Annotated in this window: 1 protein-coding gene; it reads left to right on the top strand. The window is 76.5% G+C overall.

Annotation, left to right across the window (positions count from 1 at the left end; translation table 11 throughout):
• Position 1 precedes the first annotated feature (1 nt).
• Positions 2-20,194: a non-ribosomal peptide synthase/polyketide synthase gene (locus tag IE251_RS26545; protein WP_189755527.1), complete on the top strand. Its 20,193-nt coding sequence runs from the start codon at positions 2-4 to the stop codon at positions 20,192-20,194.
• Positions 20,195-20,229: the final 35 nt, after the last annotated feature.

A 20,229-nucleotide genomic window follows, 5' to 3' on the forward strand; every position in this document is an offset into this window, starting at 1 on the left:
CATGACGTCTTCGACCCCTTCCCACCCCTCCGGCTCCGCCGACTCCTCCGCAGGCGCCGCCCGTCCCTCCGGACCGTCCCGGCGGGACCGTGCCGAGGCGCTGCCCCAGGAGATGCGGGAAGCGCTGCGACGCCGCTTGGCCGGCCGGGCCGCCGACGGCGCGCAGGCCACCCGGCGGGGCATCCCGCGCGCCGACCGGGACCGCCCGCTGCCGCTGTCGTTCGCCCAGCAGCGCCTGTGGTTCCTGGACCGGCTGCGGCCCGGCGACGCCCGCTACAACAGCGCGGTCGCGGTCCGCTTCACCGGCGCGGCGGACCACGAGGCGCTGCGCACGGCCCTCGCCACCGTCGTGGCCCGGCACGAGGCCCTGCGCACCACCTTCGAGGAGACCGACGGCCGCCCGGCGCAGCGCGTCCACCCGGCGGGCCCGGTGCCGCTCCCGGTCCGGGACACCGACGACCTCGACGCGGACCTGCTGGCGGAGTACTCCCGCCCCTTCGACCTGCGGCACGGTCCGCTGCTGCGCGCCCTGCTGCTGCGCGAGTCGGCGACCGCGCACGTCCTGATGCTGACGGCGCATCACATCGTCACCGACGGCTGGTCGATGGGCGTGGTGCTGGACGAACTGTGCACCGCCTACGACGCCTTGGCGCGCGGCAAGGCCCCCGGGCTGCCCCCGGTGCCGACGCAGTACCCGGACTTCGCCGTCTGGCAGCGCGCCCAGCTCTCCGGTCCCCGCCTGGAGCGCGAACTCGCCCACTGGAAGGAGAAGCTGACCGGGACGGTGGCGCCCGAGCTGCCCCTGGACCGGCCGCGGCGCGGCGAGGAGGCGGGCGAGGGCGCCGTGCACACCTTCACCGTCCCGGCCCCCCTGACCGCGCGCCTGCGCGACCTCGCGGCCGAGCGGCACGGCACCCTGCACACCGCGCTGGTCGCCGCCGTCCAGGCGCTGCTGGCCCGCTGGTCCGGGCAGGACGACATCGCCGTGGGCTCCCTCACCCCCGGCCGGCCCCGCACCGACCTCGAACGGACCGTCGGCTTCTTCGTCAACACCGTCGTGCTGCGAACCCCGGTGGACACCTCCGGATCCTTCCGCGACCTGCTGACGAGGGCCGCCGGCACGGTGAGCGACGCCTTCGCCCACGGCGACACGCCGTTCGAACGGATCGTGGAGGCGGTCGGCGCGCCCCGCGAGGCGGGCCGCAACCCGCTGTTCGACGTGATGGTGCTGCTGCACCCCGCCCCGCCCGCCGCGACCGCCCCGCACGGCCTCGCCGCCACCCCGGTCACCGTGCCCCGGCAGGCGGCCACCTTCGACCTGAGCATCGAGTTCGTGCCGGACGGCGCCGGCCTGACCGGACTGCTGGAGTACCGCACCGACCTGTTCGACGCCGACACCGCCGAACGGCTGGCCGGACAGCTGCTGCGCCTGCTCCAGGGCGCGGCCGAGGCACCGGACCGCCCGCTGGACAGCCTGCCCCTGCTGTCCGGGGCGGAGCTGCGGCAGATCCTGCGCGACTGGAGCGCCGGCCCCCGGCAACCCCTGCCCGAGGCCACCCACCCGGAGCTCTTCCAGCGCCGCGCGGCCCGCACCCCGGACGCCCTCGCCCTCGTCGCGGGCGGCGAACGGCTGGACTACGGCACGCTCAACGCCCGCGCCAACCGGCTCGCCCACCACCTCATCGCGCTCGGCGCCGGCCCCGAACGGCTGGTCGCGCTGCGGCTGCCGCGCACCGCCGACATGATCACCGCGATCCTCGCCGTGTGGAAGGCCGGCGCCGGCTATCTGCCGCTGGAGCCGGCGCTGCCCGAGGAACGCGTCCGGTTCCTGCTGGACGACGTCCGCCCGGCCCTGGTCCTGGACGAGGCCGCGCTGCGCGCCGTACCCGCGACCGCCCCGGACACCGATCCCACCGACGCCGACCGGCGCGCCCCGCTGGATCCGGAGCACACCGCGTACGTCATCCACACCTCCGGCTCCACCGGCCGCCCCAAGGGCGTCGCCGTGTCCCACCGCGCGGCGGCCCATCTGCTGGCCGCGCACCGGTCCGGCTTCGTCGCCGAGGCGGGCGGCGGACCGCTGCGGGTCGCGCTCACCGCGTCCTTCTCCTTCGACACCTCCCTCGAAGGCGTGCTGCTGCTGGCCGACGGCCACCCGCTGCACCTGGTGGACGAGGACACCCGGATGGACCCGGCCGCCCTGGTCGAGTACGTGGTCGAGCACCGGATCGACTTCCTCGACCTCACCCCCTCCTACCTGCGTCAACTGCTGCCCGCCGGGCTGCTCACCGACCCCCGGCACCGGCCCCGCGTCCTCATGCTCGGCGGCGAGCCGGCCGGGCCCGCGCTGTGGCGGGAGCTGGCCGCCCACCCGGACGTGACCGCGTACAACTTCTACGGCCCCACCGAGTGCACGGTCGACGCGCTGTCCTGCCGCATCGACGGCCGCGACCGTCCGCTGGTGGGCCGCCCGCTGCCCGGACTGCGGGCGTATGTGCTGGACGCCCGGCTCCGGCCGGTGCCGCCCGGCGTCGGCGGCGAGCTGTACCTGGCGGGCCCCCAGCTCGCCCGGGGCTACACCGGCCGGCCGGGGCTGACCGCGGCCCGCTTCCTCGCCGACCCGTTCGGGGCGCCGGGGGAGCGGATGTACCGCACCGGTGACCTGGCCCGCTGGACCGCCGACGGCCGCCTCGACTACCTCGGCCGCGCCGACGACCAGGTCAAGGTGCGCGGCCACCGTGTCGAGCCCGGCGAGATCGAGGCCGCCCTGCTCGCCCTCGACGGCATCGCCGCCGCCGCGGTCGTCGCCGTGCCCGACCCGCACGGCCACACCCGCCTGGCCGCCTACGTCGTCCCCGCGCCCGGCGCGCCCCGGCCCGCCCCCGCCGATCTGCGGGCGGCCCTGCGCCGGGTGCTGCCCGAGGCGCTGGTGCCGTCCTCCTTCACCCCGCTGGAGGCGCTGCCGCTGACCACCAGCGGCAAGCTGGACCGCCGCGCCCTCCCCGCCCCCGAACACGTCGTGGAGGAACGGGAGTTCACCGCACCGCGCACCCCGGAGGAGGAACTCCTCGCCGGTATCTGGGCCGAGGTGCTCGGGGTGGACCGGGTGGGCGTCACCGACAACTTCTTCGAGCTGGGCGGCGACTCCATCCTCAGCATCCAGGCCGTCTCCCGGGCCCGCGCCGCCGGGCTCGACATCGGCTCCCAGGACGTCTTCCGGCATCAGACGGTCGCCGACCTGGCCGCCGCCGCGCCCCGCCGCACCGCCGCCGTACCCGCGCCCCGGCGCCCGCGGGAGGACGGGCCCGCCCCGCTCACCCCGGTCCAGGAGTGGTTCTTCGCCACGCACGGGCCGCTGCGCCACTTCGGCATGTCGATGCTGCTCGACCTGCCCCACGACCTCGACACACGGGCACTGGAACGGGCACTGGACGCGGTGGTCGCCCACCACCCCGCCCTGCGCACCCGCTTCACCCGCACCGGGGACACCTGGCGGCAGCACCCCGGCACCGGCCCGGCCGGCGGCCTGCTGACCCGCTGCGCCCCCGGCACCCCGCCCGCCGAGGCGGCCCGCGCCGCCCGCGCCGCGCTGGACCCGGCCACCGGCACCCTGCTGCGCGCCGCCCTGCTCACCGGCCCGGGACGCCCGCAACTCTTCCTCGCCGCACACCACTTGGCCGTCGACAGCGTCTCCTGGCGGATCCTGCTCGCCGACCTGGAAACCGCCTACCGGCAGGCCGCCGCGGGCCAGGAACCGCGACTGGAGCCCGAACACACCCCGTTCACCGCCTGGGCGCACGCCCTCGCCGACCGGGTCCGGACCGGCGGCCTGGACGACGACCTGCCCTACTGGACACGGGAGACCGCCGAGCCGCCCACCCCGCTCCCCGTCGACCTGCCCGGCACCCCGCTCGCCGGATCCGTGCGCACGGTCCGTACCCGGGTGGGCCGGGCCACCACCGAGGCCCTGCTGCGCAAGGTGCCGGGCGTCTACCGCACCCAGGTCAACGACGTGCTGCTGAGCGCGCTGGGCCGGGTGCTGGCCGACTGGACGGGCACCGACCGGGTGACCGTCGCCCTGGAGGGCCACGGCCGCGAGGAGGACCTGGCCGCGGGCGCCGACCTGGCCCGCACGGTCGGCTGGTTCACCACCCAGTACCCGGTCACCCTCACCCCGGCGGGCCCCGACGACTGGGGGACCACCCTCAAGGCCGTCAAGGAACGGCTGCGGGCCGTGCCCCAGCGCGGTCTCGGCTACCAGGCCCTCGGCCACCTCGGCTCACCCCGGCCCGAGGCCCGGGCGCTCGGCGAACTCCCGCTGCCCCAGGTGTGCTTCACCTACCACGGCCAGTGGGAGGCGCCCGCCGCGGGCGACTTCGCGCCCGTCGCCGACGTACCCGGCGCCGACATGGACCCCGGCGCGCCCCTGGACCACCTCCTGGACGTGTCCGCCCTGGTCGCCGGCGGCGAGCTGGAGATCACCTGGCACTACAGCGACCAGGTGCACCACACCGGCACCGTACGGCGGCTGGCCGACGCCATGGTGGCCGCGCTCGCCGGCATCGCCGAGCACTGCGCCCGGCCCGGCGCGGGCGGCCGCACCCCCTCCGACTTCCCGCTGGCCCGCCTGGACCAGGCCGGAGTGGACCGCCTCGTGGGCGACGGGCGGGACGTGGAGGACCTGCTGCCGCTCACCCCGCTCCAGGAGGGCATGCTCTTCCACCGGCTGGTCGGCGGACCGGACGACGTGTACGTGGACCAGGCCGCCCTCCTGCTGGACGGCGTCCCCGACCCCGACGCCCTCGCCCTGGCCTGGCAGCGGGTGACCGACCGCACCCCGGCCCTGCGCACCTCGGTGGTGTGGGAGGGCGTGCCCGTGCCGCTCCAGGTTGTTCACCGCCAAGTAGCTCTTCCGATCGAGCAGTTGGACTGGCGGGAGCTGGACGAGCGGGAGCGGGCCGGACGGCTGGAGCGGCTGCGCGCCGACGACCTCGCGCGCGGACTGGACCTCGGCACGGCACCGCTGACGCGGCTCACCCTGATCCGGCTGCCCGACGCCCGGCTGCGCCTGCTGTGGACCTCCCACCATCTGATCCTGGACGGCTGGAGCCTCGCCCAGGTGCTCACCGACGTGTTCGAGGAGTACGCGGCCCTCACCGCCGGCACCGCGCCACGGCCCCCGGCGCGGCGGCCGTTCGGCGACTACGTACGCTGGCTGGCCGACCGGGACACCGAGGCAGCCCGCGCGCACTGGCGGACCGTCCTCGCCGGGTTCGCCACCCCCACCCCGCTGCCCGCCGACCGCGTCCGCCGCCCCGGCCACGAGACCCGCTCCGGCCACGTGCACACCGCCGCCCTGTCCGACGAGGTCTCCGCGCGCCTCGCCCGCACCGCCCGCGCCGCCGGGCTCACCCTCGGCACCGTCGTCCAAGGCGCCTGGGCACTGCTGCTGTCCCGCTACGCCGCCGAGCCGGACGTGCTGTTCGGCACCACCGTCTCCGGACGCCCCGACGACCTGCCCGGCGCCGAGTCCATGGTGGGCATGTTCATCAACACCCTGCCCGCCCGCGTCCGCGTGGACGACACGGGCACCGCGGCCGACTGGCTCCGGCGGCTCCAGGAAGAGCAGGCCGAGGCCCGGCGGTTCGCCGACGTGTCCCTCGCCGAACTGACCGCGCTGAGCGACGTACCCGCCGGCAGCCCGCTGTTCGACAGCCTGGTCGCCTTCGAGAACTACCCCTTCGACCAGGCGCGTTCCGCCGCCACCGGCATCCGCCTGGCCGACGTCTCGGCCCGCGACGCCACCAACTACCCGCTGGTGCTGCGCGCCTACCAGGGCGAGCGGTTCGGCTTCGACCTCGGTTACGACCCCGAGCTGTTCGACGCCGCGACCGTACGCTCCCTCGCCGGCCGGCTGTGCCTGCTGCTCACCGAGCTGGCCGACGACCCGGACCGGCCCGTACGCTCCCTCGCCTGGACCACGGCCGAGGAGCGGCACCGGATGCTCACGGACTGGAACGGCACCGCCGAGGGCCGGCCCGCCGGCACCCTGGACGCCCTGTTCACCGCCCAGGCCGCCCGCACCCCCGACGCCGAGGCCGTCTCTTGCGGCGGCGAACGGCTCGACTACGCCACCCTGGACGCGCGTTCCGGCCGGCTCGCGCACCGGCTCGCCGAACTCGGCGCCGGACCCGAGACGTTCGTCGCCCTCGCCCTGCCCCGCTCCACCGACCTCGTCGTGGCCGTCCTCGCCGTCCTGAAGACCGGCGCCGCCTACCTGCCCATCGACCCCGCCCTGCCCGCCGAGCGCGTCCGGAACCTGCTGGACGACGCCCGGCCGGTGACGCTCGTCACCACCGGGCGGACCCTGGCCGACACCGGCGTCCCCCGGGTGGCGCTGGACGACCCGCAGGTGCGCGCCGACCTCGCCCGCCGCCCGGCCGCCGGCCCGCCCCGCCGCGCGCTGCCCGAGAGCCCCGCCTACGCCATCTACACCTCCGGCTCCACCGGCCGCCCCAAGGGCGTCGTCGTCCCGCACGCCAACGTCGTCCGGCTGTTCACCCGCACCCGGATCTGGTTCGGCTTCGGCCCCGACGACGTGTGGACGCTGTTCCACTCCTACGCCTTCGACTTCTCGGTGTGGGAGCTGTGGGGCCCGCTGCTGCACGGCGGCCGGCTCGTGATCGTCCCCGAGGACACCGCCCGCTCCCCGGAGGACTTCCTGCGCCTGCTCGCCGACGAACGCGTCACCGTCCTCAACCAGACCCCGTCCGCCTTCTACCCGCTGATCCGCGCCGACGCCGAACTCCCCGAGGTCAGCCGGAGGCTGGCGCTGCGCACGGTGGTGTTCGGCGGCGAGGCGCTGGACGTCGCCCGGCTCGCCGACTGGTACGCCCGCCACCCGGACACCGCGCCCCGCCTGGTGAACATGTACGGCATCACCGAGACCACCGTGCACGTCACCTACGCGCCGCTGGACGCCCGGGCGGCCCTCGCCGGCACCGCGAGCCCCATCGGCACCGGCATCCCCGACCTCAGGCTCTACGTCCTCGACGGCCGCCTGGAACCGGTACCGCCCGGCGCCGTCGGCGAACTCTACGTCGCCGGCGAGGGCCTGGCCCGCGGCTATCTGAACCGCCCCGGTCTCACCGCGACCCGTTTCCCCGCCGACCCGTTCGGCCGCCCCGGCACCCGCATGTACCGCACCGGTGACCGGGCCCGCTGGCGAGCCGACGGCACCCTGGAGTACCTGGGCCGTGCCGACCAGCAGGTGAAGATCCGCGGCTACCGCATCGAGCCCGGCGAGATCGAGGCCGCCCTGCACCGCCACCCGGGCGTCGGCGCGGCCACCGTCGGCGTGTACGAGGACGCCGCCGGCACCCGCCGGCTCGTCGCCCACGTCGTCGGCACCGGCACCGGCGACCGCGCCGTACCGCCCCCCTCCGCCGCCGAACTCCGCGCCCACCTCGCGGGGTTGCTGCCCGCGCACATGGTGCCGGCCGCCTATGTGCCGCTGGCCGCGCTGCCGCTCACCGCCAACGGCAAGCTCGACCGGCGCGCCCTGCCCGCACCCGGCCCCGACGGCTTCGCCGCCGACGCCGGCCGGACCCCGCCGCGCACCCCCGCCGAACGGCTGGTCGCCGCCGCCTGGACGGACGTCCTGGACACCGACGAGGTCGGCGCCGACGACGACTTCTTCGCCCTCGGCGGCGACTCCATCCTCGCCGTGCGCGTCACCTCCCGGCTGCGCGCCGCCTTCGGCACCGACATCTCGCCCCGGCTGCTGTTCACCCACTCCACGCTGTCCGGCCTCGCCGCCGAGCTGGGCGAGCCCCTGACCGGGGCCGCCGCCGGCACCCCGCCGGCCGCCGACGCCATCCCGGCCACCGCCCCGGACACCCCGGCCCCCTTGTCGTACGCCCAGCAACGCCTGTGGTTCCTCGACCGGTTCGAGCCGGGCGGCACCGCGTACACCACCCTGTCCGTGCTGCGCCTGCGCGGCGCCCTGGACACCGGCGCGCTCGGCACCGCGCTGGACGGCCTGGTCGCCCGGCACGAGGCACTGCGCACCACGTTCGCCGAACACGACGGGCAGGCACGGCAGTTCGTGCACCCGCCACGGCCCGTCGACCTCCCGGTGGACGACCTCGCGGACGGCGCGGCGCTGGACGCCCTGCTGGACCGCGAGGCCGCCACCCCCTTCGACCTCACCGCCGGGCCGCTGCTGCGGGCCCGACTGGCCCGGCTCGCCGCCGACGAGCACGTCCTCGTGCTCGCCGTCCACCACATCGTCACCGACGGCTGGTCCGGCGGTGTGCTCGCCCGGGACCTCGGCGAGCTGTACACGGCGGCCCTGGAGGGCCGCCGCCCCGACCTGCCCGGCCTGCCCGTCCGCTACGCCGACCACGCCGCCTGGCAGCGCGCCCGGACCGAGCGGGCGGAGTCCGGCCTCGCCTACTGGCGCGAGGCCCTGGACGGCGTGGTCCCGCTGGAGCTGCCCACCGACCGGCCCCGCCCCGCCGTCCGCACCCGGGACGGCGCCCTGCTGACGTTCACCCTGCCCGCCGCCCTCACCGAGCGGCTGCGCGAGCGCGGCCGGGAAGCCGACGCCACCCTCTACATGACCCTGGTGACGGCCTGCCAGGTCCTGCTCGCCCGCTGGGCGGGCCAGGAGGACATCACCGTCGGCACCGTCACCGCCGGCCGGGACCGGCCCGAACTGCACGACGTGGTAGGCATGTTCGTCAACACCCTGGTGCTGCGCGCCCAGGTCCGCCCCGGCCTGTCCTTCCGGGAACTGCTGGCCGAGGTGCGCACCACCGTCCTGGAGGCATCCGCCCACCAGGAGGTGCCCTTCGAACGCGTCGTGGACGCCGTCCAGCCCGAGCGGGACACCAGCCGCACGCCGCTGTTCCAGGTCATGGTCGCCCTGCACAACCTCGACGCCGCCCCGCCCCGGCTGCCCGGCCTGACGGTGGAACCGGTCACCCCGCCGGTCCGCACCGCCACCTTCGACCTCGCCTTCGACTTCGTGGAGACCGACGACGGCCTCACCGGCCATCTGGAGTACAGCACCGGCCTGTTCGACGCCGGCACCGCCGAACGCCTCGCCGCCCGGCTGCGCGTCCTGCTGGAGGCCGCCGCCGAGGACCCCGGGCGGCAGGTGGGCCGGCTGCCCCTGATGACCGGCGACGAACGGCGCCAGGTGCTCCGCCACGGCCGGGGCGCCCCGCTGCCCGCGCCGGACACCACCTTCCCCGCCCTCTTCGAGGCCCAGGCCGCCCGCACCCCCCACCACACCGCCCTCGCCGCCCGCGACACCACCCTCGGCTTCGCCACGCTCAACCGGCGCGCCAACCGGCTCGCCCACCACCTCATCGCCCGGGGCGCCGGCCCCGAGGACGTGATCGCCGTACGCCTGCCGCGCACCACCGACCTGATGGTCGCCCTGCTCGCGGTCCTCAAGGCGGGCGCCACCCTGCTCTGCCTGGACCCCGAACTGCCGCAACAGAGGCAGGACCTGCTGCTCGCCGACGCCCGCCCGCACACCCTGCTGACCGGCCTCGGCGAAGTGCCCTGGGACCGGATGCCCGACCACGACCCGACCGACGCCGACCGCGTCCGGCCCCTGCTGCCCCGGCACACCGCCTACCTCGTCTACACCTCCGGCTCCACCGGCCGCCCCAAGGGCGTCGCCGTCGAACACCGGCAGCTGGTCAACCTCTGCCACGACCACCGCGAGGGGCTGCTCGCCCCGCACACCACGGACGGGCGCCGGCTGCGGGCCGCCCTCAGCGCCTCCTTCTCCTTCGACACCTCCTGGGAGGGGCCCCTGCTCCTCGCCCTCGGCCACGAGGTGCACCTCATAGACGAGGACGTCCGCCTCGACCCGCGGGCGTTCTGCGCCCAGGTCGCCGAGCACCGCCTGGACCTGGTCAACGTCACCCCTTCGTTCCTGCGCGAACTCACCGCCGCCGGACTGCTCGCCCCCGGCCGCCACCATCCGCGCCTGCTGCTCGTCGGCGGCGAGGCAGTCACCCCGGCGCTGTGGCGCGAACTCGCCCGCGCCGAGGAGGAGCTGGGCGTGGCCGTGTACAACATGTACGGGCCCACCGAGTGCACCGTCGACGCCGTCTACGCCCGCACCGAGGACCGCCCCGACCACCCGGTCATCGGCCGCCCCGGCGGCGGCCTGCGCGCCTACGTCCTCGACGGCGCCCTCAGCCCGGTGCCGCCCGGTGTGCCCGGCGAGCTGTACCTGGCCGGGGCGCAGGTGGCCCGCGGCTACCTGGGCCGGCCCGGCCTCACCGCCGCCCGCTTCCTCGCCGACCCGTTCGGCGCGCCGGGGGAGCGGATGTACCGCACCGGGGACCGGGCCCGCTGGGACCGGGACGGGCTGCTGGAGTTCCTCGGCCGGGCGGACGAACAGGTCAAGATCCGCGGGTTCCGCATCGAACCCGGCGAGGTGGAGGCCGCCCTGCTGGACCACCCCGACGTCGCCGACGCCGCGGTGGCCGCCCGGGAGCACGCCGGCCGGCTCATGCTCGTCGGCTATGTGGTGCCCGCCGGCGGCCGCGCCCCGTCCGCCGACGCCCTGCGCCTCGCGCTGCGCCGCACCCTGCCCGACCACATGGTGCCCGCCGCGTTCGTCCCGCTCGCCCGGATCCCGCGCACCACCAGCGGCAAGACCGACCGGCGCGCCCTGCCCGCCCCGCCCGCGCGGCCCGACGGCACCACCCCCTACGTCGCCCCCCGGCCCGGCACCGAGGAACGCCTGGCCGCGATCTGGGCCGAGGTGCTCGGCGTCGAACGCGTCGGCGCCCGCGACAACTTCTTCACCCTCGGCGGCGACTCCATCCTGAGCATCCAGATCGTCTCCCGCGCCCGGCAGGCCGGACTCGCCCTCACCACCAAGGACGTCTTCCGGCACCAGACCGTCGCCGAACTCGCCCTGTGCGCCAAGGAGTCCGCGCCGCACTCGGCCGTCGAGGAGACCGGCGAGGCGCCGCTGACCCCGATCCAGCACTGGTACCTGGACGGCCGCGACCCCGCCCGGCCGCTGCGGTTCACCATGACCCAGCGCCTGGAACTCGTCGCCGGCACCCGCTCCCCGGCGCTGGAGCAGGCCACCGAGGCCGTGGTCCGCCGGCACGCGGCCCTGCGCACCCGGTTCCGGCACACCCCCGACGGCTGGCGCCAGGAGGCGCTGCCCGCGGCACCGGACGGCGTGTTCACCCGGCACGACGTGGCCGCGCTGGACGACCCGGCGCTGGAACGCGAGGCCCAGCGGCTCACCGAGGAGGCGCAGGCCGCCCTCGACCCCACGGCCGGGCGGGTCGTCCGCGTCCTGTTCCTCGACCGCGGCCCGCGGCGACCGGGACAACTCGTCATCACCGCACACCACTTGGTGATCGACGGAGTGTCCTGGCGCATCCTGCTCGCCGACCTGGAGGCCGCCCACCGGGCGGCGGCGGCCGGCCGGCCCGCCGACCCGCCCGCCACCGGCACCCCCTACGGCCACTGGGCCGCCCGCCTGGAGCGGCACACCCGCTCCGGCGCCCTGGACGCCGACCTGCCGTACTGGACCCGCACCGGCGAGGCCCCCGCCGAACTGCCCGCCGGACACCCCGGACCCAACACCCACGGCACCGCCGCCACCCTCACCGTCACCCTGGACCAGCCGGCCACCGACGCCCTGCTGCGCCGGGTCCCGGAGACCTACCGCACCCAGGTCAACGACGTCCTGCTCAGCGCCCTCGGCCGCACCCTGGCCCGCTGGTGCGGACGCGACACCGTCCTGCTCGGCGTCGAGGGCCACGGCCGGGAGGAGCTGTTCGAGGACGTGGACCTGTCCCGGACCGTCGGCTGGTTCACCGCGGAGTACCCGCTCGCGCTGCGCGTCGCCCCGGACGCGGGCTGGCACGACACCCTCCGCTCGGTCAAGGAACAACTGCGCGCGGTCCCGCTGCACGGCCTGAGCCACGGCGCCCTGCGCCACCTGCTGCCCGGCAGCCCCCTCGCCGACGCCCCGGCCCCCCAGGTCGGCTTCAACTACCACGGCCAGTGGGACACCGACGGCACCGACGGGCTGTTCCGCGCCGCCCTGCCCCCGGCGGGACGCGACACCGACCCGGACGAACCCCGCCCCTACCTGCTGGACATCACCGGTGTCGTCCAGCACGGCCGCCTCGAACTCGGCTGGACCTACCCGGCGGCCGTCTACGACGAGGCCACCGTCCGCCGGCTCGCCGAGGACACCCTCACCGCCCTGCGCGAGATCGTGGCGCACTGCGCGGACCCCGCGGCCGGCGGACGTACCCCCTCCGACTTCCCCCTCGCCGGCCTCGGCCAGGAACAGCTGGACCGGCTCGTCGGCACCGGCCGGCACATCGAGGACGTCCTGCCGCTCACCCCGCTCCAGTCCGGCATGCTCTTCCACGGCCTCGTCGACACCGAGCACGCCTACTTCGACCGCACCGCCGTACGGCTGTCCGGGGTGGCCGACCCGGGCGCCTTCGCCGCCGCCTGGCAGCAGGTCGCCGACCGCACCCCGGCGCTGCGCACCAGCGTCCACTGGCACGGCCTGCCCCACCCCGTCCAGGTGGTCCACCGCCACGCCGAACTGCCCGTCACCCACCTCGACTGGCGCACCCTGACCCCCGCCGAACGCGCCGAGGCCACCGAACGGCTGCTCGCCGAGGACCGCGCGGCCGGCCTGGACCTCACCAGCGCGCCGCTCACCCGGCTCACCCTGGCCGCCCTGCCCGGCGACGAGGTGCTGCTGCTGTGGTCCACCCACCACATCGTCCTCGACGGCTGGAGCACCGGACAGCTGCTCACCGAGGTCTGCGCACGCTACGCGGCCCTCACCGGCGGCCCGGAGGAGGCACCCCCGGCACGGCGGCCCTTCGCGGACTTCCTGCACTGGCTGCGCGCACAGGACGAGACGGCCGCCGAAAGGCACTGGGCCGACGCGCTCGCCGGGTTCACCGCCCGCACCCCGCTGCCGTACGACCGCACGCCCGCCGAGGCCCACCGGGCCCGCTCCGCCGCCGCCGTCCGCCACGAGCTGGACCCGGAGCTCTCCCGGCGCCTGAGGGAGAGCGCCGCCCGCGCCGGGCTCACCGTCAACACCGTGGTGGAGGGCGCCTGGGCGCTGTTGCTGGCCCGCTCCGGCGGCCGGGACGACGTGGTCTTCGGCACCACCGTCTCCGGCCGCCCGGCCGAACTGCCCGGAGTCGAGGGCATGATCGGCATGTTCGTCAACACCGTGCCGACCCGGGTCCGGGTCCCCGCCGGGCCGGTGCTGCCGTGGCTGCGCGACCTCCAGGAACGGCAGAGCGACGCCCGCCGCTTCGACTTCCTCGCCCTGTCCCGCATCCAGGCCGTCAGCGAAGTCCCGCCCGGGGAACCGCTGTTCGACAGCATGGTGGTGTTCGAGAACTACCCCGTGGACGAGTCGGCGACCGCCCGCACCGGTGTCCGGGTCGAGGAGGTGCGCGCCGACGACGCCACCACCTTCGCCTGGTGCCTGCGCGCCCACCTGGACGAACGACTCGGCTTCGAGCTGGCCTACGACCCCGCGCTGTTCGACGCCGGCACCGCCGAGCGCGCCGCCGGCCGGCTGGCCGCCCTGCTCACCACCCTCGCCGACGGCTGCGACACCGACCTGGCCGCGCTGGACCCGCTCACCCCGGCCGACCGCGAGCTGCTGGCCGCCTGGAACACCACCGCCCGCCCGGCCGGCCCGCGCAGCCCCGTGGACCTGTTCGCCGAGCAGGCCCGCCGCACCCCGGACGCGGTCGCGGTCCACGACGGAGACCGCGAGCTGACCTACCGCGAACTGCACGAGTGGGCGGCGGCGTTGGCCGGCCGGTTGCTGGCCGGCGGGCTGGCGCCCGAGGACCGGGTGGCCCTGCTGATGGACCGCTCCGCCGAACTCGTCGTCGCCCAGCTCTCGGTCCTGCTGGCCGGCGGCGCCTACGTCCCCGTCGACACCCGCGCCCCCGAGGAACGCCGCCGCACCCTACTGGCCCAGGCGGGCGCGACCACCCGCCTCACGGCAGCGGACGTGACCGCCACGCGCCCCGACGCCACGGGAGACCGGGTGCCGCCCGCCGACACCGCCCGACCGGCGTACGACACCGGAGCGGAAGCGGCACGAGGCACCCTCGCGGGTGAAGCGGGGGACACCCTCCCCGGCCGGCCCCGGCGGGGCACGGAAGGCGAGACGCCCGGTGCCCTCGCGCGGGGCGCGCGGAAGGCCCACCCCGGCCGGCCGGCGCCGAGCACGCCGGGCGCGGAGCGCATCCCGGCCGACGAGCCCGCCCGGTCCGAGCGCACCCCGGCCCCCGGCCCCGGCCGGCCCGCGCGCGACACCGTGGGGCGGCCGCTGCCGCCCGCCGACCCCGACCGGCTGGCCTACGTGATGTTCACCTCCGGCTCCACCGGGCTGCCCAAGGCCGTCGCGGTACGGCACCGGGACGTGGCGGCGCTCGGCACCGACAGCCGGTTCGCCGGCGGGGTGTGCGACCGCGTGCTGCTGCACTCGCCGGTGGCGTTCGACGCGGCCACCTTCGAGGTGTGGGCGCCCCTGCTCAACGGCGGCCGCGTGGTCGTGGCACCCGGCGAGAGCGTGGACGCGGCCCTGCTGCGCCGGCTCGCCGCCGACGGCGGGCTCACCGCGCTGTGGCTGACCGCCGGACTGTTCCGGCTGCTCGCCCAGGACGCCCCCGACTGCTTCCGGGGCCTGACCCAGGTGTGGACCGGCGGCGACGTCGTCCCCGCCCCGGCCGTGCGCCGGGTGCTGGCCGCCTGCCCCGGACTGACCGTCGTGGACGGCTACGGCCCCACCGAGACCACCACCTTCGCGACCTCCTTCGCCCTCACCGACCCGGCGGCCGTGCCGGACACCGTTCCCATCGGCCGGCCGCTCGACGACATGCGGGCACACCTCCTCGACGCCCGGCTGCGCCCCGTACCGCCGGGCTGCCCCGGCGAGCTGTACCTGGCCGGAGAGGGTGTCGCCCGCGGCTATCTGGGCCGTCCCGGAGAGAGCGCCGCCCGCTTCCTCGCCGACCCCTTCGGCCCGCCCGGCACCCGCATGTACCGCACGGGCGACCTGGCCCGGCGGCGCCCGGACGGCACCGTGGAGTTCCTGGGCCGGGCCGACGACCAGGTCAAGATCCGCGGCTTCCGGGTCGAGCCCGGCGAGGCCGAGGCCGCGCTCGCCGCCCACCCGGGCGTGACGGACGTCGCCGTCCTGGCCCGCGAGGACCGGCCGGGCGCCAAACGGCTCGTGGCCTACGTCGTCGGAGAGGCCGGCCGGAACGCCGAGGAACTGCGGGCCTTCGCCGCCCGCACCCTGCCCGACTACCTCGTGCCCACCGCCGTGGTCCCGCTGCCCGCCCTCCCGCTCAGCCGCAACGGCAAGGTCGACCGGGCCGCCCTGCCCGCGCCCGAGGCCCTTTCGGGGCGCGCCCGGACCGAGCCCCGCACCGAGGACGAACGGCGCACCGCCGCCGTCTTCGCGGAGGTGCTGGGCAGCGAACCGCCCGGTGTGGAGGACGACTTCTTCCAGCTCGGCGGCGACTCGATCCTGAGCATCCGGCTCGCCTCCCGCCTCGCCGAGGCATTCGACACCGACGTCACCCCGCGCGCGGTGTTCACCCACCCCACCCCGGCCGCCCTGGCCCGCCTCCTCGGCACCCGGCGCGGCTCCGGCCGTCCGGCGCCGGCCCCGGCCGGCCGCGGCGCCGTCGCCCCGATGTCCCACGCCCAGCAACGCCTGTGGTTCCTCCAGGAGTTCGAGCCCGGCGGCACCGAGTACGTCACCGCGCTCGCCCTCAGGCTGCGCGGCACCCTGGACACCGGAGCGCTCCGCGCGGCCCTCGACGCCGTGGTGGCCCGGCACGAGTCCCTGCGCACCACCTTCGACAGCGTCGACGGGCGCGGCGTCCAGATCGTCCACCCGCCCCGGGAGATGCCGCTGCCCGTCCGCGACCTCTCCCAGGTCGCCGACTCCCTGCGGGAGCCGGAGCTGCGGCGGCTGCTCGCCGAGGACCGCGCCCGCCCCTTCGACCTGCGCGAGGGCCCGCTGCTGAGGGCCGGCCTGATCCGGCTCGGCGAGCAGGACCACGTCCTCTCCCTCGCCCTGCACCACATCGTCACCGACGGCTGGTCCACCGCCGTCCTGCTCGGCGACCTCGCCCACCACTACCGAGCCCGACTCGGGGTAAGCCAAACGGAGTTGCCGCCGCTGCCGGTGCAGTACGCCGACTACGCGCACTGGCAGCGCACCACCGCCGACAGCGACGCCGACGAGCACCTCGCCCACTGGAAGGAGCGCTTGGCCGGCACCACACCGCTGGAACTGCCCACCGACCGGCCCCGCCCGCCGGTACGCACCAGCTCGGGCGCGACCACCCGGCTGACCGTGCCCGCCCCGGCCGTCACCCGGCTCACCCGGCTCGCCCGGGACCACGGCACCACCCTGTTCACCACGCTCGTCGCCGCCGCCCAGGCCTACCTCGCCCGGCTCTCCGGCGCCGAGGACATCGCCGTCGGCACCGTCACCTCCGGCCGCGACCGGCCCGAGACCCAGAACCTGGTCGGATTCTTCGTCAACACCCTGGTGCTGCGCTCCCGCGCCGAGGCCGCACGGCCGTTCTCCGCGTTCCTCACCGACGTACGGCAGACCGTCCGCGACGCCTTCGCCCACCAGGACGTGCCGTTCGAACGGGTCGTGGACGCCGTCCAGCCCGAACGGGACACCAGCCGCAGCCCGCTCTTCCAGGTCATGGTCGTCCTCCAGAACACCCCGGCCGCCGACCTCGACCTGCCCGGCCTGGACGTCACCGACGTCGAACCGGAGTCGGAACAGGCCGCGTTCGACCTCACCGTGGAGTTCGCCGAGACCGGCACCGGCGCCCTGCACGGCCTGCTCACCTACAACACCGACCTGTTCGACGCGGCCACCGCCGAACGGATGGCCGCCCAGCTCACCACCCTGCTGCGCGCCGTGGCCGAGGACCCCGACCGCCCGCTCGGCGCCCTCCCGCTGGCCTCCGACGAGGAGCTGCAGACCCTGACGGCGCGCGGCCGGGGCTCCTTCCGCCCGGTGCCCGAGTCCACCCTGCCCGCCCTGTTCGAACGGCAGGCGGTCCGCACCCCGGACGCCGTGGCGCTGATCGACGGCGACCGGGAACTGACCTACGCCGAGGTCGACCGGGCGGCCAACCGGCTGGCCCACCGGCTCATCGCCGACGGCGTCGGACCGGAGCGCGTGGTGGCCCTGGCGCTGCCCCGCTCGGCGTCGACCGTGGTGGCCCAGCTCGCCGTCGCCAAGGCCGGCGGCGCCTTCCTGCCCGTCGACCCCGACTACCCGGCCCCCAGAAGGGAGTTCATGATCCGGGACGCGGGCGCCCACCTGGTCCTCGGCGACCCCGCCGAGGTGTGGAACGCCGACGGACCGGACACGGCGCCCACGGACGCCGACCGCACCACCGCGCTCACCCCCGCCCACCCCGCGTACGTCATCTACACCTCCGGCTCCACCGGCACCCCCAAGGGCGTCGTGGTCACCCACCGGGGCCTCGCCTCCTTCGCCGCGGCGGCCGCGGAACAGTACGCGGCGGGCCCCGGAGACCGGGTCCTGCAGTTCGCCTCCCCGAGCTTCGACGCCTCCGTGCTGGAACTGTGCGTCTCCCTGCTCGGCGGGGCCGCGCTGGTCACCGGCGAGGAAGGACCACTGGTCGGGGAGCGGCTCGCCGAGGTGCTCGCCGGACGGGAGATCACCCACACCCTGATCCCGCCGGCCGCGCTGGCCACCGTACCGCCCGAGACCGCCGCCGCCCTGCCCCGCCTGCGCACCCTCATCGTGGGCGCCGAGGCATGCCCCGCCGACCTGGTCGACACCTGGGCACCCGGCCGCCGGATGATCAACTCCTACGGCCCCACCGAGGCCACCGTGGTCGCCACCTGGACCGGCCCGCTCACCCCCGGCACCGGCACCCCGTCCATCGGCCGCCCCGCCGGCACCACCCGGGTCCAGGTGCTCGACGCCGCGCTGCGCCCCGTACCGCCCGGCGTGACCGGCGAGCTGTACGTCTCCGGGCCCGGCCTGGCCCGCGGCTATCTGGGCCGGCCGGGACTCACCGCCCAGCGCTTCCTGCCCGACCCGTCCGGGGCGCCGGGGGAGCGGATGTACCGCACCGGGGACCTGGTGCGGTGGACCGCCGACGGCCGGCTGCGGTTCGCCGGACGCGCCGACGACCAGGTCAAGCTGCGCGGCTACCGCATCGAACCCGGCGAGATCGAGAGCGCGCTGCGCCGCAGCCCCCTGGTCCGGGACGCGGCCGTCGTCGTCCGCGCGGACCGGGCCGGGGTACCGGCCCGGCTCGTCGCCTACGTCGTCCCCGCCGAGCCGTCCGGCACCGCCCTGCCCGTCGGTGAACTGCGGCTGGACCTGGCCGGGTCGCTGCCCCCGCACATGGTGCCGTCGGTCTTCGTCCCGCTGGAGCGGCTGCCGCTCACCCCGAACGGCAAGACCGACCGCCGCGCGCTGCCCGCCCCCGGTCCCGCCCAGGCGGCGGACGGACCGCGCACCGCGCCGCGCACCGACACCGAACGCCGGATCGCCCGGATCTGGGCCGATGTGCTCGGCATCGGGGAAGTCGGCGCCGACGACAACTTCTTCGCGCTCGGCGGCGACTCCATCCTGAGCATGCAGGTCGTCTCCCGGCTGCGCCGCGACGGACTGCACGTGGCCACCCGGGACCTGTTCACCCACCAGACCGTCGCCGACCTCGCCACCGTCGTCCGCGCCGCGCCCCGGCGGTCCGCCGACGGCCCGGTCACCGGCGAGGTGCCGCTCACCCCGATCCAGCACTGGTTCCTCACCACCCCGCGCGCCGCCCACCACCACTTCAACCAGTCGGCACTGCTGGAACTCGACGGCACCCCCGACCCGCGCGCCCTGGGCGCCGCACTGGACGCGCTGCTGGAACACCACGACGCCCTGCGCATGACGTTCACCCAAGAGCCCGGCGGCTGGCGGCAGTTCAACCCGCCGCCCACCACCGGACAGGACATTTTGACCCGGTACGACCTGACGGGCCTGTCCGCCGACGACGCCGACGCGGCCATGGCCAAGGCCGCCGACGAACTCCACGCGAGCTTCGACCTGGCCCACGGCCCGCACCTGCGCGCGGCCCTGTTCACCGGCGCCGCCGACCGGCCCGCCTTCCTCCTCCTCGTCGCCCACCACCTGGTCGTGGACGCCGTCTCCTGGCGCATCCTGCGCGACGACCTGGAGACCGCCTACCGGCAGGCCCGCCACGGCGGCCAGGTCACCCTGGGGGAGCGGAGCACCAGCTTCCGCGAGTGGTCCCGGAAGCTCGCCGCACACGTCGCCGAGGGCGGCCTCGACCACGAACTGCCCTACTGGGAACAGGCGGTGAACACCGAGGAGCCCCCGGCCCCGGCCGCCGGCGCCGGACCGGCCGCCACGGTGGACGTGGAACTCGGCGAAGAGGACACCACCGCCCTGCTGCGGTCCGCCCCCACCGCCTACCGCACCCGCGTCAACGACGTCCTGCTCGCCGCCCTCGCCCTCGCCCTGGCCCGCTGGACGGGACGGGACCGGGTCCGCCTGGACCTGGAGGGGCACGGCCGCGAGGACCTGCTCGACGGGGTCGACCTGACCCGCACCGTCGGCTGGTTCACCACCGTCCACCCCGTGGCCCTCCAGGTGCCCGACCCCGGCGACCTCGGCCCGGACCGGGACTGGCGGTCGCTGGTGAAGTCGGTGCGCCGCCAGCTGCGCGCGGTCCCCGGCAACGGCATCGGCTTCGGCGCGCTGCGCACCTTCGGCCCGCCCGAGGTCCGCGAACGCCTCGGCGGCACCGCGCACAGCCAGGTGGTGTTCAACTACCTCGGCCAGTGGGACGCCCGCCCCGACACGGCGGACGGCGGCCTGGTCCGCGCCGAACACGGCTCCTTCGGACAGGACCACGACCCCCGGGACCCCGGCTCCCACCCGCTGGAGGTGGTCGGCGCCGTCCAGCACGGCCGGCTCGCCTTCACCTGGCACCACCGGCCCGGCGTCCACGACACCGCGACCGTGCGCCGGGTGGCCGAGGAGTTCGCCACCGCCCTGCGCCACCTCGCCCGGCACGCCAGGGGAGGCCGGTGACGACCCACCGCCGGCGCGCCCCCCACGGCCCCCGC

Origin of the sequence: Streptomyces eurythermus (genome assembly GCF_014649115.1) — a bacterium.
GTDB lineage: Bacteria > Actinomycetota > Actinomycetes > Streptomycetales > Streptomycetaceae > Streptomyces > Streptomyces eurythermus.

Coding starts and splice junctions, on each gene's coding strand:
- IE251_RS26545 (WP_189755527.1), top strand. CDS start 2: ATGACGTCTTCGACCCCTTCCCACCCCTCCGGCTCCGCCGACTCCTCC.